Source organism: Allopseudospirillum japonicum (assembly GCF_900108915.1).
GTDB classification, from domain to species: Bacteria; Pseudomonadota; Gammaproteobacteria; order Pseudomonadales; family Halomonadaceae; genus Pseudospirillum; species Pseudospirillum japonicum.
In genome coordinates this window covers 71,600-86,687 of record NZ_FNYH01000006.1, presented here as the reverse complement: position 1 = coordinate 86,687, position 15,088 = coordinate 71,600, and the positions used below count along the sequence as shown (strand labels likewise).

The following is a 15,088-nucleotide window of genomic DNA, read 5'->3' as shown; positions in this document are numbered from 1 at the left end:
TGATTGATATAGCGATTGATGTGTTCGGAAGTGCAGAGGATAGAAAATGATGCGGATTATGTTGTTTTAGGTACGAGTCGAGATTATGACTTTGCTGATACCCAAGTCAAGCCACCTATAATGCACCCTTATTTAAAAATACTAGCAATTTTTGCAGAGATTTTGGCAAGCTCGCCGTTAATTATTGATTCAATAATAGAAGACTACTGATCAATGATTGCAGAAAATCGGTGCGCTAATCGAAGAACACACCCTTACTAGCGCAGTGTAATTGATAAATTTTTTTATCAGCACCCCTAAAGCTGACACTGAAGGGGTGCTCTCTAGCTACAAATTAAGCCATTTGGTTATCAATAACATTTTGAATAAAGCCTGTGAGGCTTAATCCTTGTTGGCCGTCATAGTTATAAAGTTGCTGATCAGCAAACTCTACAAAAACTTTAGCACCAGAGGTGGTTTTTACGGCTAATTGACCTTGGTAATTAAAGGCCATTTCAATGCTGGCTTCGGTAAAGTCAATGGTGTTAGTTCCAAAAATATCCGCAATGTAAACTTCACCTTTCTGGTTCGCACTGATGTGATACACATCATCACCTAACCCACCAGAAGCACTGACATTCTCTTTAGTATCATCAATAGTAACCTCATCTGCACCGGCTGAGCCTAGCTGGCTTTCGCTCTTACTTACCGCTGCGGAATCATTCACCAAATCTTTTACTAAATAATCCATATCCTGAAGTTTAATTTCCTCAAAATTAAACAAGGTATGCACTGTGCCTTGATGATCACCACTCGTCACTTCTAAAGTAGCCACTGTACCGACTTTTTTCAGGCTGACTTGATCTGAACTGAGTTCAGCAAAGGTCGCAACATCATAACCAGAAGCACCATACAAGGAGACGTTCCCTGAACCTGTCACCTCTACCTGATCGTTGCCGGCACCGGCCATCACCACATCATTACCACCGCCGGTAATAATTTTATCATCTCCTGGTAAAGCATTAAAAAGCTCGCTTTGCTCAGTGCCTTGCAGGGTATCTTTTCCTGGTGTTCCTGTGACCGGTTTTTGAATCCCTGCTGCACTATCGTCAAAGAAGAAACCATCTTCCTCTGTGCCACTGGTGCCTTCCCCGAAGAAATCGTCGGTACCTGTACTCACAGGATTTAATTCAATATCGAGGGTTTGCAGGTTAGAAATAAAGAGGCCAGAGTCGTAACTCATATCGCCTGTATCTGCAATGGCTAAGGTTAAGGTATTCTTACCTAAATCAACAGGTGCCACTAAAGATAGCTTATTACTAATACCATCATACTCAATCGCAATTTGGCCATTTTCGTTACTTTCAAAGTTGTTGGCCAAGTTAGCATCAATCACACTTAAAGGCTGGCTAATATCCCCATTAAAGTAAGCATAGTTATAGCCGTTGACAAAAGCAGCGGCAATATCTACATAGGAGCTGTTAGAAAACTCCGGATATTCATCTGAGGCAAAAACCAAATCTAAAGAAATGGACTTAATATTAGGATTCACTACATTAAAAGTCATTTCAAACTGAGTTAGATCTTTTGATTTTCCCGCTCCCGAGAAAGCCTGAGATGCTACCGCATCCATACGATCACTACCTGGCAAACCTAGTTGCACTGAATAGCCACCTTGGGTATTGGTACTTGGTGGTGTCGCGGTACCTGTCGATAAGAAAATCCCACTTCCTATATCTATACCTTGAATACCACCATCATACAAAGAGACTGAATATTGCGTTTGGTTATAGCCACCATAATAGTCGTCGTAATCGTCGTAGCCATCTTTGACTGGTTTATCCCAGTAAATACCACCGCCTTGATTTGCTTGTGTACTATCGGTCACCTTAACATTTAAGATTTGAATGTTATCTTGACTTGTTTCATCCAATAAAGCATCAACGAGCGTGTCTGTATTTCCTGTACTTGGGTTATAAGCAGTAAAGTGCTCAGAACCTCCGCTATTGGTATCATCCGTGACATCATCTGTTGTTTGATCTGTTGTGTCGTCTGTAGTCGTATCTGAGGTATCGTCTGTGCTTGTATCTGTTTCTGCATCTGTTGGCGCAACTAAGCCGGCAAACTCTTCAACACTAATGAGCTTGTCGTTAAACTTAAGCTTTTCAATACCTTCAAGACGGTCTGTCCCTTCCATACCAGAGATTTGCCAAATATTATTCGCTTGGTCAATCGCCGCAATTTGGTATTGATTGCTTAAGCCAAAATACAGGGCCGTATCTGTACCTGCATCCCCTTTTAATGTGTCATCGCCGCCTTTGCCTGTCAGCACATTATCTAGTGCATTGCCTTGTAGTAGGTCGTTATGATCGGAACCCACGGCATTTTCAATATAGGCATTGTGTGCAATCCCTAGGTTACCCTCTGCCGGCGCTGTAGTTGAGATCCCTGTTTGCTTCACACCTACAGAACTAAAATGGCCATCACGCAGATCGATTTGTACACCATATAATTGCGTTGAGGCATCAATCGTATCTGTTCCGCCTGCATCCCAGATGGTTTCTAGGAAAGGGGTCGAGCTACTAAAAATATAGGTATCGTCCCCTGTGCGTGTGCTCATATTCGCGCCATACAAATATTGCATGGCTAGAATGTCATACATCATGGGGCCATTGGCTTGAATCGCGGTATATGAGTAAGAGTTGCCCCCTGTCGATGTATACACATTCCCCATTGCTGGATAGTCCGTGTATGACATAATCGAATATTGCGAGGTATCTTCACTGCCACTTAATACTTGGCCGCTCTCTTCCGCTTCAAATGGATGTTTTAATCCTAAAGCATGCCCTAACTCATGGACTAAAGTCGCAAAATTTGCTGAACCTTCCGCCCAATTGGTCTCACCAGCATCTGCGGGATCTAACCAAACATCACCCGAAGAAGGCGCTATTGTATAACTATTGAGCGTACTACCTGAATAATTGTAAGACCCAGGGCTTGGCAGGTAAGCCCAACCTGCGGCTTGACCAGAAACCGCTTGCGAGAAAGCGACACGAATATCCCCAACAGAAGCGGAGGTATCGCTGACTTCCTGAAATTTAATATCTGCAACTTCAGACCAGGTTGCCAAAGCTTCACGAAAAGCTTGCTGTTGGGCACTGTTTAAAGGGGTCAAACCAGCACTTGCTTCATTGCTGCCACCGCCATAATTACTCGCCCAAAGACTAGAAGCATCTGGAAAACTGTAGGTCAACACGACGCTATTACTTGGTCCTGTACCCCAAGAGGAACCCCCTAACAGCGCATCAATAGAGGCATTACCAGAGAATTCATAAGCAGCATCATAGCCATTACTAAATTGGTTGGTCAGTGTGAGATCGGCGACACCTGGACCACCACCAGTTGGAGTAGTTGTCATAATATAGACTCCTGCGTTGTGAGTGCGTCAAGGCATAGACCGCCTGACACTTGTTATTTCAAATATAACGTCAATTGATGACAGATGCTTAGCAAAAATAAGTGTCTGTACTTAGTTCAGCATATTTTATTGAGATATAGCAATACCTATATTTTAGTGCGCCCCAAAAGCAGAAAAGATTCCTTAACCCTAGACTTGCTGAGTGTTATTCTCACTAGCAAAATATGTCACTATCTAAAAATTCTGTAGCAAATCTTATGGCCCGTAGCAAAAAAAGTTTACGCAAACCACAAGCTCCCCTACCACAACGTTTAGGTGTACGCCCCAGTTATCTGCGTCTTCCCTCGCCCCCTTGGCCAGATCTACTGAGTTTTTTAATCCATAAATTTCCCCATATTCCCGCAATGCAACTTAAGCAGCGCTTAGCACAAGGGGAATTTTTTGATGCACAAGGCCAAGCTATCACTTTGGATACACCTTATCGTGCCCATACTTTGCTTTGGTATTATCGGGATGTACCTGAAGAAGCACCTATTGCAGCGCAAGAAACCATTATTTATCAAGATGACTATATTTTAGTTGCTGACAAACCACACGGATTAGCCACAGCGCCCGGCGGCCAACACGTCAAAGAAACCTTGGTTGTGCGTTTGCGCCATCAACTGAATCTTCCTGAGTTAGAAGCTGCCCACCGTTTAGATAAAGCAACCGCAGGCTTAGTTTTACTATGTAAAAAAGCAGCTTATCGCGGTGCTTATCAACAACTTTTTCAACAAGGTCAGATAAAAAAAGTTTATCATGCAATTGCACCTCTTCATGAAGATTTGCAATTCCCTTTAGTTTATCGCAGCCGTATTATAAAGGGTGATCCTTTTTTTATTATGCAAGAAGTCTCGGGCACACCAAATAGTGAAACCCATATTGCTCTGATCACCCAAAAAAATCATCTTGGCCTATATCAACTCATACCCATCACGGGTCGCCAACATCAATTAAGAGTACACCTTGCAGCTTTAGGTATTCCTATTCAACATGATCCTTGGTATCCACAAATTAAAGCGCCGACAACACAAGTCAGTACGGAATTACCATTACAGTTACTTGCTTTTAGTTTAGCTTTTCAAGATCCTATCACAGGCAACCAGCATTTATTTTACAGTAAAAATCAACTTCAATTATAAGCTATATTAATATTGGTTTTTTGAATTTAACTGGTTTTAGAATATACGAGAAGTTTTTTTGCATACAGATTAAACTAAACAGCGGTTGGCTAAATTATCAATTAGACCATTAATTACCATAAGGAAAAAAATGTACAGCCAGAATCAAGATATAGGCCCCATCACAGTTAGCATTTCCCGTAGAGTGAAATCTGGTTACGAACCTCAATATGAGCGCTGGATTTCCAAAATGGTAGAAGCTGCTTCTAACTTTCCTGGGCACCAAAGTGTTAATGTATTGCGCCCATCGCCTGCGACTCAGGGTGAATACGTCATTATCTATCGTTTTGATACCTATGCAGATTGCCAACGTTGGGAAACCTCTCAAATAAGACAAGATTTCCTGCAAGAAGTACAGGACTGGATTGAGGGTGAATCCAATACTCGAAGAGCAACAGGGATAGAATTTTGGTTCGATTTACCACAGTTACCTAATAAATCACCGAAAGCCTATAAAATGGTTCTAGTATTAATTCCAGTTGTATTTATTCTTGTATATATACTAAATTATATTTTACAGCCAATCAAATCTAGCTTACCAGCTTGGCTCCATAGTTTAATTATCGTGAGCTTGCAGGTGATTTTAATGACCTACTTGGTTATGCCCAAAGTGACTCAGGTATTGAAGTCTTGGTTATTTAAATAGCTTTAAATATTTCTGATACCAAAAGGGATATGAACTGCAGGAATGCCTGAAGAAAGCGACGACAAGTGTTTCATTTGATCATCAAAAAATATGTGCGGCTGCATAATTTGCAAAATACGATTTTTATCCATGCCTCCTAGAAAAAAAGTTTCATCAGGAATAACTCCCCAAGCATTTAATGTTGTCACTACACGTTCATTTGCAGGTGCACTGCGTGCAGTCACAATAGCAATACGTAGTATTGGAATATAGTTAGAATCTTGCTGCATTCTCTGTCGTTCTAGCTTTTGTAAATAAGACAATTTTTTAAATAAAGATGCTAAAGGTCCCGGTTGATGCGGCCTTTGAGCATTTTTCACCTCATAAGAACAAAATGCATCTAAGTCTTCATTTTTTTGAAAAATACTTTCTGCTTCATCATCAGCTAAAACACCATCAAAATCAAAAGCGACTCTTAATTCTTGATCTTCTTCAGTATCTTGAATTTCCCCTGCTAATAGTTGCCCGGCAGGATAACCCGCTTGAATTGCTTGTATCACATCTTCTCGATTCGCAGATAAAAACAGGCTTGCATTAAATGCAGGCATATACAAATAAGGTGATTTTCCACTGAGGAACCCTGCCCGAGTAATATTTAATTGATAATGCTGAATACTATTAAAAACTCTTTGTCCTGTATCAGGATCATTACGAGATAAAAGAACAACCTCAACCGGAGATTCTTGTGGATAGGCAAGATTAATATTTAAAAATCTGCGTACAAAAGGGAAAGCAATTCCTTTAGCGAGTAAGACTTTTTTATTTTTTCTTTGAAATTTTCTATATTCATCCTCACCCTGATTAATAAAAATTTCGTGTGCTTCAGCCAAATCAAATAAAGCACTTGATGCCACTGCAATCACTAGCTTATCTTGTATTGGATAACTCATATTAAATACCTAAAAAAGCCACCTATATAGGTAGCTCTTCTATTATTGGATTACATCCACCAAGAAGTTAACCCTTGGGGTGCTTGCTTTTTCCCTAATGCTCTAAGCCCTTTTGCACAACGTACAATTAACCATATAATCCAGAATAGTAAGATAAAATAACCAATTCCAACATAGGTCAAAGCGCCTCCTATTGTCACGTACACCAAGCCTATCCAAAAAGTTCTTATTTGATAACGATAGTGACAAGCGAGCCACTCTGAAGCTTCACTACGATTGACATAAGCGAGAATGACACCAACTAAAGAAGTAATACCAAAAACCAAACTGGCAATATATAAAATATATATTATCTTTGCTGTGCTATCTTTCTCTTCTTTTTCTCTCACGAGATAAACTTGGTGTTCTTGAGTCATATTTCAGCATCCTAAGCTAGCGCAAAATTTTTAACCAGTAGCTTTTTCCACTTGTAAGTGTGCAGCTTCTAGTTCAAAAGTCAAGGCTGCTAATACCGCATTTAAATTGGCGCTTAGTACATCTTCATTCACCGCAACGCCCGTATATATTCTATCCTCTATACTCAACTTAATATAAGTGACTGCCTTTGCTTGACTATTTTTACCTAGAGTGTGCTCACTGTATTCTTGAATTTGAATTTCAGCATGTAAATATTCCCCTATCGCTTGCGTTAAAGCGTGCAAACAACCTTTACCTTGCCCTTTTAAGATTACTACCTCATGATTGACTACAAATTTTACTTGTAACATTTCTTGTGCTTGACGTTCCAAATGATACTCAAGTACCTTTGCACAAGAATCTTGTAAATAACAAGCATGAAATAAATCAATAATTTCAGCTGATTTCAACTCACGTGCTAGAGATTCTGTTTGCTCCTGTACTTTTTTTGCAAACTCAATTTGTAACCAAGCAGGTAATTTAAATCCGTAGTAGTTTTCTAAAATATAAGCAACACCACCTTTACCAGACTGGCTATTAATACGAATCACAGCCTCGTAACTACGCCCTAGATCTTTTGGATCAATAGGCAAGTAAGCAATATCCCAAACTTCATTTTCTTGATAAGTAGCAAGACATTTTTTAATTGCATCTTGGTGGCTACCTGAAAAAGCAGTATAAACCAGCTCACCAACATAGGGATGACGCGGGTGTGTAGGAATATGAGTACAAGATTCTACGGTATGAATAATTTCATTGACACATGCCAAATCTAGCTTTGGATCTATACCTTGGCTATATAAGTTCATTGCCATCGTCACAATATCCATATTCCCAGTGCGTTCTCCATTGCCTAATAAAGTTCCTTCAACACGATCAGCACCTGCCATCACTGCTAATTCAGCCGCTGCAACAGCACATCCTCTGTCATTATGCGTATGTACACTAATTTCAATGAGTTCACGTGCTTGGATATGACGACAAAAATATTCAATCTGATCTGCAAAAATATTGGGAGTAGACATCTCAACAGTGGCAGGTAAATTAATAATCAATTTATTTTCTACTTTAGGTTGCCATGCCTCAATCACTGCATTGCAAATTTCGATAGAAAAATCAAGTTCTGTACCAGTAAAACTTTCAGGCGAATATTCTAATTGCCATTTTGTCTTTGGATAAAGAGAGATTTCTTGTTTAATGGCATGCACACCATCAATAGCTAGTTGAATTATTTCTGGCTTAGATAAGCCAAAAACTTTTTCACGTTGTACTTTAGATGTTGAGTTGTACAGATGAATAATTGCATGCCGGCTACCTTGCAAAGCTTGCACACTTTTTTTAATTAAAGCAGGCCTTGCTTGCGTCAGCACCTGAATCACAACATCTGCTGGAATTTTATTCTCTTCAATCAATAAGCGTACGAAATCGTAATCCGGCTGTGATGCTGCAGGAAATCCGACCTCAATCTGTTTAAAACCTAACTTGATTAACAAATCAAACATACGTTCTTTTTGTTCTACTTGCATAGGGTCAATCAGTGCTTGATTACCGTCTCGCAAATCTACGCTACACCATTGGGGGGCTTGTGTAATCACACGCTCAGGCCATTGCCTGTCAGGCAAATGCACTTTAGGAAATGCTGTGTATTTTTGATAATTAAAATTTGCTTTTGCTGCTTTCACTTTAAGGTACCTTTAAGTTAGCTAGGTTAGTTTGGTCGCTATCTGTTGAACTCAACTAGAAAGCTTTTGACCAACCTAGTATAGAGTTTTTGCGCAACACAAAAATTGCGTTTTTTGCGGAAAATCTCTTATTTTTGCAATATGATTGCTTTTTTGGTTAAAAATTAAAAATTTAATACTGATTTTTGGAGCTGATGTGAAACTAGACCGGATCGACAAACACATTTTATCTTTATTACAAAAAGATGCACAAATGAGTAATCAAACACTTGCAGATCAAGTTGGCTTGTCTCCATCGCCTTGTTTGCGTCGAGTAAAACAGCTAGAAGACGCTGGATATATTCACGGTTATGTTGCCTTGCTCAACCCTTCTCAACTTGATCTCAAGTTAACTGCTTACGTGCAAATCGCTTTGGATAGACATACACCAGATCGTTTCGCGGCTTTTGATGCTGTGGTGACTCAATGTCCAGAGGTAGTGGAATGTTTCTTAGTTACAGGCCAAACAGCTGATTACACAGTTAAGGTTGTGGTACCCGATATGGAGGCTTATCAAGATTTTTTATTGAATACTCTAACGCAGATCCCTGGAGTTACAGGGGTACATTCAAGTTTCGTTATGAGGAAGGTTGTTGATAAAACTCAACTACCATTAAAATATTTAAAATAACGGTATAATTTTCACAGAAAGGCGGGTACTTACTTATTATTAAACTGAGTGAGTACTTTGTTGTGTTTGGGGGTTTTCCATAGGATATGCAAACAGGCATACTGGACCCTATGTTACTTTGAATCGGAAGGAATCCATGGATATTGAACCCTTATTAGTACCCCACCCTAAATTACCCGATCTTACAGTGCCACCAGATACAGATTTTTGGCATTTACTTGACACTTGGGTAGAAGCGGCTTGGCTGCGTGCTGTCGATCTTGGTTTCGCACATTTTCTTGCTAAATACGATCCACAAGCCCCAGCCAGCGTTTTGTTAGCCGCTGTATTAACAAGCCACCAACTAGGGCGTGGGCATGTTTGTTTATTATTGGATGAAACTTTAGCTCATGCAGATTTTACCCTTTCTTTACCTCCAGAACAGGGGCATCTGTCACTACAAGATCCTCTACAGGCTTTGCCACCCTTGCCTTCTGATTGTTTAGCTTCCTTAGATTTAAATTATTGGCAAGGTGCCTTACAGAAATCTTCTTTAGTTGATAGCGCACAAGATGCCCAGATACAAGCCCCCTTGGTTCTGGCCGAAACACGGTTATATTTACAACGTTATTGGCGTTATGAGTACCAAGTTGCTCAACATTTACATACGCGGATGCAAATAGGAAGATCAAACCAAGTCGTAAATAAAGCTTTGCTCGATGCTCTCTTCCCTATGCCAGTGCAACGACCCCACAAGAAAATCACTTGGCAAACGTTAAACTGGCAAAAAATGGCTGTAGCTTTAGCAAGCAGTCAAGCGGTAACCTTTATTACCGGTGGACCTGGTACAGGAAAAACCACCACAGTTGTACGCTTGTTAGCACTTTTATATGCGCAAAATCCACACACTCATGTTTGTTTGGCTGCACCCACAGGTAAAGCTGCAGCACGTTTAACCGAATCGATAGGCTCACAGTTAACCCAGTTGGCACAGCAAGTACCACTCGCTGCACAAGTCCCTTGGTCACAGATTCCCACACAGGTCACTACTTTGCACCAATTGTTGGGTGCACGCCCCCATAGTCGTCAATTTAAATATCATGCACAGCATCTTTTAGCCGTCGATGTGCTTATCTTGGATGAGGCATCCATGATAGATCTGGAAATGTTTGCTGCTGTTTTAAATGCTCTGCCTAAGCAAGCACGTATTATTTTACTTGGTGATCCAAATCAACTGGCATCAGTAGAAGCTGGGGCAGTTTTAGGCGAACTCTGTAAAGATGCTGCATCTATGCATTACCAAATGGACACGGTGCAATATTTACAAGCCAGCACGGGTGAGCCTTTAGATCAATGCGGATTAACTGCACCCATACAGAACCAATATCCACTCTCACAGCATCTTATTATGCTGCACCAAACCTATCGATTTGCAGCGAACACAGGCATAGGAAAGTTAGCTGATGCGGTGCAACGTGGTGCCTATCATTCTGTGCGTTATTTATTGCGTGAACATGATGATTTGGCTTTGATTCAGCTCACTAAACCAGATCCGCACAGCCCCCCAAGTACACATCCAGGAGCTATTTTTGCCGCACAGGCGTACCGTACTTATTTGCAACAAGTGTACCAAGCACAACCGACACAAGAAGCACCTGCTGATGCTTGGGATACTTGGGCACTAGCATGTCTACAAGCGTTTGAAGCCTTCCGGTTACTTGCGGTGGTACGTGAAGGCATCTGGGGAGTCACTTACTTAAATACGGCAATTGCACATTGCTTAGCAGAAGATGCCCAAACCCCTTTAACTTGGCAGCATCTTGAACAAACGTATTATCTTGGGCGTCCTTTGATGCTCACCCGTAATGACTACCGTTTAGGCTTGATGAATGGTGATATTGGCTTATGTTTACAACGTTTCGAACACACACCTAGCCAGCCAGAAGGTCGTTATGTGACTCGTGTTGTTTTCCAACAGGCGCAAGGCGGCTTACATTGGGTGTTACCTAGCCGTTTGCAGGAGGTAGAAACCGCTTATGTTCTTACCGTCCACAAAGCGCAGGGATCAGAGTTTGCACATACTGCACTTATTTTGCCTCAGCATACGAGTCCTTTGTTAACACGTGAGCTTTTATATACGGGTATTACACGTGCTAAAACACGCTTTAGTTTATTAACCAGTCGTCCTCAGGCCATTCGGCAAGCCCTTACACAAAAAGTCGTACGTCATAGCGGTCTTTATAGTTACTTTTAGCCGTGTTAATTTAGTTTTAACGACGCAGAAATATTTCTTGCTAGCAGCAGAAAATATTCTAAGGGCATTCGATTATGCAAGATTATCAGATATGCTATTTTTAATTAAAATATCTAATTTTTATTTACTTAGTGAACTAAAAATGAAATAAGGAGCAAAAATCACAACAACAGTATTAAGCAGGCGTTGATGTTACTCATATCTCGCCTGCACCTTCAATAATCAATGCGAATAAAGAGCCTCTTGTAATGTCTGCGCTGTCCAATCTATTTTTGCCAGCACCATCTTCTGGTCTTCGCTTTTTGTAATAGCAAACTTATCATCTGGCCATGCCAGCTCAACTTCAGCAATAACTTGACCTTGATCATCGGTAATTTCGTAACCTACCTCAGGCTTCATCACATTATTTTTCCGATAAAGCCTTACCAAGCCCTCGTAGGGAGGGTCGATCAGCTGAAAGATATCTTCCCAATCCGAGTTCGAATTTAGTAATCCCTGCTGCTGGCGAAGCTTTTGTAATAAGGCCATATCCGATGCTTTGATAAACATATGGTCATGTAAAGGCTGTTTGCGATGACAGTCTGCACACAAAGCTATCAGATTACTGCTATGGTTATTGCGCTTATTACCATCACTATGATGGGTATGTAGCAAGTACTTATGCTGGTTTAGATCAACGCGGCAACTTTCACAGGTAAAGTTTTGCCTTGTCCGGTAGGATTGTGAGACGTTTTTCCAATCATCGGTATAGCCCGACTTTCTCTCTGTAAAAGCAGTCGGCAAATACCGGAACAAGGTGCTGTTTTCGGCAAAAAACTCTTTTAGGCTAAAGCTATTGATAATAATCTCTCTTTTTCGTGAGCTTTCCGTTAAGTAGCCCTTGTAATTTAGATGTTTAAGGCAGTTTATGCAGACCTGAAGGCGGGCTTTGCCCTCTACATCTCGGTTTCGACTCATTGAGAAACCAAAAACCTCAAAATCGCCGGTAATGTTGACCACTGCCCGATAGCGCTGGAAACGTTTCTTCCGCCGCATATCGTCCAGCGTTTGGCAGTTGGCAATATGCACTCGATTGCCTTTATCACCCTGCGCCAGAACGGTATCAATCTTTTTGCCGTGATCCGGAATGTAAAGTACAACCTGAGCACCGTCATAACCCAGTAAACCACCAGGGGTGGTCACCTCATCTAGAGGGACATCAAGCCCCTCTGGCGTGGTAACAATGGGCGGTGGTGGGTCTTTAAGCACGCTGTCCAAAGTATACTCTGCTTTAACCGCGCCCATTTTCTGGACTTGCTGCCAAAGTGCATCAGCCGGAAACGACAACTTCATCAGTTAATCTCCAGAATCTGCTTAATACGGGTATCTGCATTGGAAACGACCCGAAAAGTCACACGACGACTCTTTTCCCGATTTTCCTGGTTATTACCGTCTAAAACGGGGCGCGACGATGATAGCCCCACCGCCGCAATGTGCGCTTTAATCCACTCCTGATGGGGGTTTATCTCTGCTAAACGATAAACATACTCAAGCACACTGCGGGTGCGCCCCTGAGAGAGCTCCATATTCAAAAAGTAAGCATCGGTTGAACTAGTATTACTGTTCCATACGCTACTGGTATGACCTTCGATTCGTACTTCATTGATAGTGTCGCGGTACTGATTTAATACCATCATATAGCGTGGAAAAAAGTCATCCAATAAGCGCTTGTACTGCTCACTCAGCTCCTGTTTTCCTCTCGCAAACAGTACCTCTGGTGAGTTGAAGGTAAAAGTCAGTGAATCTTTATCGATAACAGCATTCCATTTAGGCAGATCCTGCTCAAACTCATTCAGCAGCGCTTGGTAAATAGCAACCTGAGTATCCTGATATGCAACAGCCACTTCTTTAATTTGATCCCGTTCGATAAAAGCACTTCGCATCATCGCGATAGCGATGAACAGAAAAACAATCATCAGACCTGCCATCAGATCGGACACCGAGAGCCAATGGGTTTCTTCCTGCTCGGCAGAGCGGGGTTTCAGAAAGTCAGACATAACCGCTCCTTAGACTTCGGCCTGAGTACGTACCACACGCTGCATCTGTGCCACTAATGCCTGATAATCTTCAGTAAACTTGCCGGTAACGGATACGAGAGCTTGCCCCATCTGCTCCATTACTCGGTTAATTTCGGTCTGCATTGCTTTATCCAGAATTTCGATACTGCCATCTGCTGCTTTGGCGCTTTCTCGGATCGACTCTTCCATCGCCTCTTTAAGACCCGCAATAAGCCCCTGAACCTTAGCAGCCTGCTGCTCGGACATCAGTTCAAGGGTGCTATTGAGCTGATCGCGCATCGATTCCAGACCGGATTCAAACTGCTCACGGCTGCGGGCGGCCTCATCCTGTAGTGCTTTACCGGACTCTTTAAGGGTATTGCCGACACTACGGCTATGTTCAGTGATCTCTGACGTGATATTTCTCAGCAGCTCAGAGGTTTTTTCTGTGGATTGATGCACTGTTTCAGAGGCTTCTTTCAAAGCTTTATTGGCCTCGGCAGCCTTATCTGCCAAGGTCGCAGCGCTCTCTTTAATACGCTCCTGCATCAATTCACCTGATTTACTCAGTCCTTCTGTCAACTGCACAGAAGCGCCGTCAACACTGGCAACCGTCAGACTGATCTGCTCCTTCAGTTGAGGCAGTGCCTCGACAGCTTTATCCCGAACATCTTTGAAGGCTTCCAAGTGGCGTGCCAGCTCATCGACCTGATGCTGATTTACCTGAATCACCTCGCTGAGTTTTTCCATAGACTGCGGAATCTGCTGGGTATTTTGCTGGATACTGGCCACAGCCGTTTCTGTATTAGAGATCGCCGTAACGCCCAGCGCGTATTGGCGCGTCATCTCTTCAATCTGCTGCTTATAGTTTTCTTGCCACTGCACCAGATTTTCGACTGCTTGGTTAAGCTCTTTAAAGTTTTCACCAAACTGCTCAGTTAGGTTGTTATTAAAGTCGGTAATCACATCCCGCAAGGCTTCAATAACAGCTTCAGTTGCCGACTTCGACATCATCTCAGCAAACTCCTGCAATTGCGCCCAAAGTTTGGACTGAAACTCGGTAAACTCCTGACGCTGGATCTTATGTAGGCTTACAATATTACTATGCAATAGCCTTATTTGGCCGGTCACGCTAGATTTATCATCGCCACCAATAGCCTTAGTCAATTGCTTTAAAGCTGATAATTGGTTTTTGTTGGCATCGTTAACATCACTACGTAACAGCTTTATCTGGCCGGTCAGGCTGGACTCATCTCCACTACCAACAGCGTCCTGAAGTGCTTTAAGGGATTCAGCGTGCTGTTCATAGGCACTTTTGGCATTATCACGCTGCTCCTGCAAAACCACATAAATTTCAGCAGCGCCAATCTGGTCAGCATCCATTCCATCGTTATTGCCGGAGGTTAACATCTCAGTAGAAACCAACACCTTGTACGCAACAGAAAGCAGCATTCCCACCAGACTGGTCAGAAAAGCAGTTTTCATCCCCCCCAATAGGGCTTCGATACTGCCATCAATATTGGTAACATCAAAACCCAACAAACCGATAACAATGCCGAAAAAAGTCCCTAAAATACCTAAAGTGGTCAGTAGAGTAGGTACATATTGCGTAAAGTGAACATGAATGCCTTTCTTCTTAAAGACAATAGAAATAACACAAACAGTAAGCAGTAAAATAACAAAAAAATCTGTGATTGACGATACATTGAGCGCACTGAGCGCCCACTCTAAATAATATGAAATCATGAATTCTCCATAACTTAATAGTTTAGCTTAAAAATCCATCCTGATTAATTAACACATCTCATCTTCCATCCAT

11 protein-coding genes are annotated in these 15,088 nt (G+C 41.8%); 4 read left to right on the top strand and 7 right to left on the bottom strand.

Annotation, left to right across the window (positions count from 1 at the left end; genetic code table 11):
* Positions 1 to 334: 334 nt before the first annotated feature.
* Positions 335 to 3,397 (bottom strand): choice-of-anchor L domain-containing protein, encoded by a 3,063-nt coding sequence (locus BMX05_RS07165; protein ID WP_093309430.1) that lies wholly within the window; start codon positions 3,395 to 3,397, stop codon positions 335 to 337.
* A gap of 257 nt (positions 3,398 to 3,654) precedes the next feature.
* Here BMX05_RS07165 and BMX05_RS07160 point away from each other — a divergent pair, with 257 nt between their 5' ends.
* Both BMX05_RS07160 and BMX05_RS07155 read left to right on the top strand, forming a co-directional pair.
* Positions 3,655 to 4,578 carry a pseudouridine synthase gene (locus BMX05_RS07160; RefSeq protein WP_093309425.1) on the top strand — a complete coding sequence of 308 codons (924 nt, stop codon included), beginning with the start codon at positions 3,655 to 3,657 and terminating at the stop codon, positions 4,576 to 4,578.
* Positions 4,579 to 4,708: 130 nt separating this feature from the next.
* Entirely contained in the window at positions 4,709 to 5,263 is a 555-nt protein-coding gene (locus tag BMX05_RS07155; RefSeq protein ID WP_093309422.1) for an antibiotic biosynthesis monooxygenase, read from the top strand.
* 2 nt (positions 5,264 to 5,265) lie between these two features.
* Here the strand turns inward: BMX05_RS07155 and BMX05_RS07150 are convergent, their stop codons facing one another.
* The 3 genes from BMX05_RS07150 to leuA are packed head-to-tail and all read right to left on the bottom strand — an operon-like array spanning position 5,266 to position 8,330.
* Positions 5,266 to 6,192 (bottom strand): 5'-nucleotidase, encoded by a 927-nt coding sequence (locus BMX05_RS07150; RefSeq protein ID WP_093309419.1) that lies wholly within the window; start codon positions 6,190 to 6,192, stop codon positions 5,266 to 5,268.
* A 50-nt stretch (positions 6,193 to 6,242) separates the two neighbouring features.
* Positions 6,243 to 6,608 carry a DUF4870 family protein gene (locus BMX05_RS07145; protein WP_093309416.1) on the bottom strand — a complete coding sequence of 122 codons (366 nt, stop codon included), beginning with the start codon at positions 6,606 to 6,608 and terminating at the stop codon, positions 6,243 to 6,245.
* Positions 6,609 to 6,638: 30 nt separating this feature from the next.
* A complete protein-coding gene (gene leuA / locus BMX05_RS07140; protein ID WP_093309413.1) occupies positions 6,639 to 8,330 on the bottom strand; it encodes a 2-isopropylmalate synthase in 1,692 nt (563 codons plus the stop codon).
* Between the two features lie 196 nt (positions 8,331 to 8,526).
* Between leuA and BMX05_RS07135 the strand changes: the two genes are divergently transcribed.
* Positions 8,527 to 9,000: an Lrp/AsnC family transcriptional regulator gene (locus BMX05_RS07135; RefSeq protein ID WP_093309410.1), complete on the top strand. Its 474-nt coding sequence runs from the start codon at positions 8,527 to 8,529 to the stop codon at positions 8,998 to 9,000.
* 136 nt (positions 9,001 to 9,136) lie between these two features.
* Complete coding sequence (gene recD, locus BMX05_RS07130) at positions 9,137 to 11,233, top strand: exodeoxyribonuclease V subunit alpha (protein WP_093309407.1); 2,097 nt, start codon at positions 9,137 to 9,139, stop codon at positions 11,231 to 11,233.
* A gap of 222 nt (positions 11,234 to 11,455) precedes the next feature.
* On the opposite strand, the gene BMX05_RS07125 is transcribed toward recD, so the two are convergent.
* The 3 genes from BMX05_RS07125 to BMX05_RS07115 are packed head-to-tail and all read right to left on the bottom strand — an operon-like array spanning position 11,456 to position 15,015.
* Positions 11,456 to 12,565 (bottom strand): HNH endonuclease, encoded by a 1,110-nt coding sequence (locus tag BMX05_RS07125; RefSeq protein WP_093309404.1) that lies wholly within the window; start codon positions 12,563 to 12,565, stop codon positions 11,456 to 11,458.
* Entirely contained in the window at positions 12,565 to 13,269 is a 705-nt protein-coding gene (locus BMX05_RS07120) for an OmpA/MotB family protein (protein WP_093309402.1), read from the bottom strand. The genes BMX05_RS07125 and BMX05_RS07120 overlap by 1 nt, the downstream gene beginning before the upstream one ends.
* Before the next feature lie 9 nt (positions 13,270 to 13,278).
* On the bottom strand, positions 13,279 to 15,015 hold the full coding sequence (locus tag BMX05_RS07115; RefSeq protein WP_093309400.1) for a hypothetical protein: 1,737 nt from the start codon (positions 15,013 to 15,015) through the stop codon (positions 13,279 to 13,281).
* Positions 15,016 to 15,088 lie beyond the last annotated feature (73 nt).